This window comes from Pseudomonas alkylphenolica, from assembly GCF_004025535.1.
Lineage (GTDB): Bacteria > Pseudomonadota > Gammaproteobacteria > Pseudomonadales > Pseudomonadaceae > Aquipseudomonas > Aquipseudomonas alkylphenolica_A.
Map to the genome: position 1 here is coordinate 1 of NZ_QJRG01000022.1, position 268 is coordinate 268.

The following is a 268-nucleotide window of genomic DNA, read 5'->3' on the forward strand; positions in this document are numbered from 1 at the left end:
TGCCGAGGCCGGCATGGACAAAGCCGAGCATTGGCGCCAACAGGCGCCGGTCCAGGGCATTGCCGGGCATCGCGGTCATCAGGTACTGGTGCAGGGACGAAAACAGTGAAAGCACCAGCTTGAGCCGCTGCGAATCGAACCAACGACAGCTGCCCGCAGCAATGGCCGCCTCGACGGTGGCATCCGCCTTGGTGAACAGGTCGGCAACCTTCTCGAACCAGACGCTGGTGCTGTCGAGCACCTCGACCATGTTCTCTGCCGTCAGCGC

The 268-nt window shown here is 63.4% G+C and carries 1 protein-coding gene; it reads right to left on the reverse strand.

Features of this window, described 5'->3' with window-relative positions:
- Nucleotides 1-268: hypothetical protein (locus tag DM813_RS28360; protein ID WP_164897188.1), on the reverse strand; the 268-nt coding region annotated here is incomplete at both ends.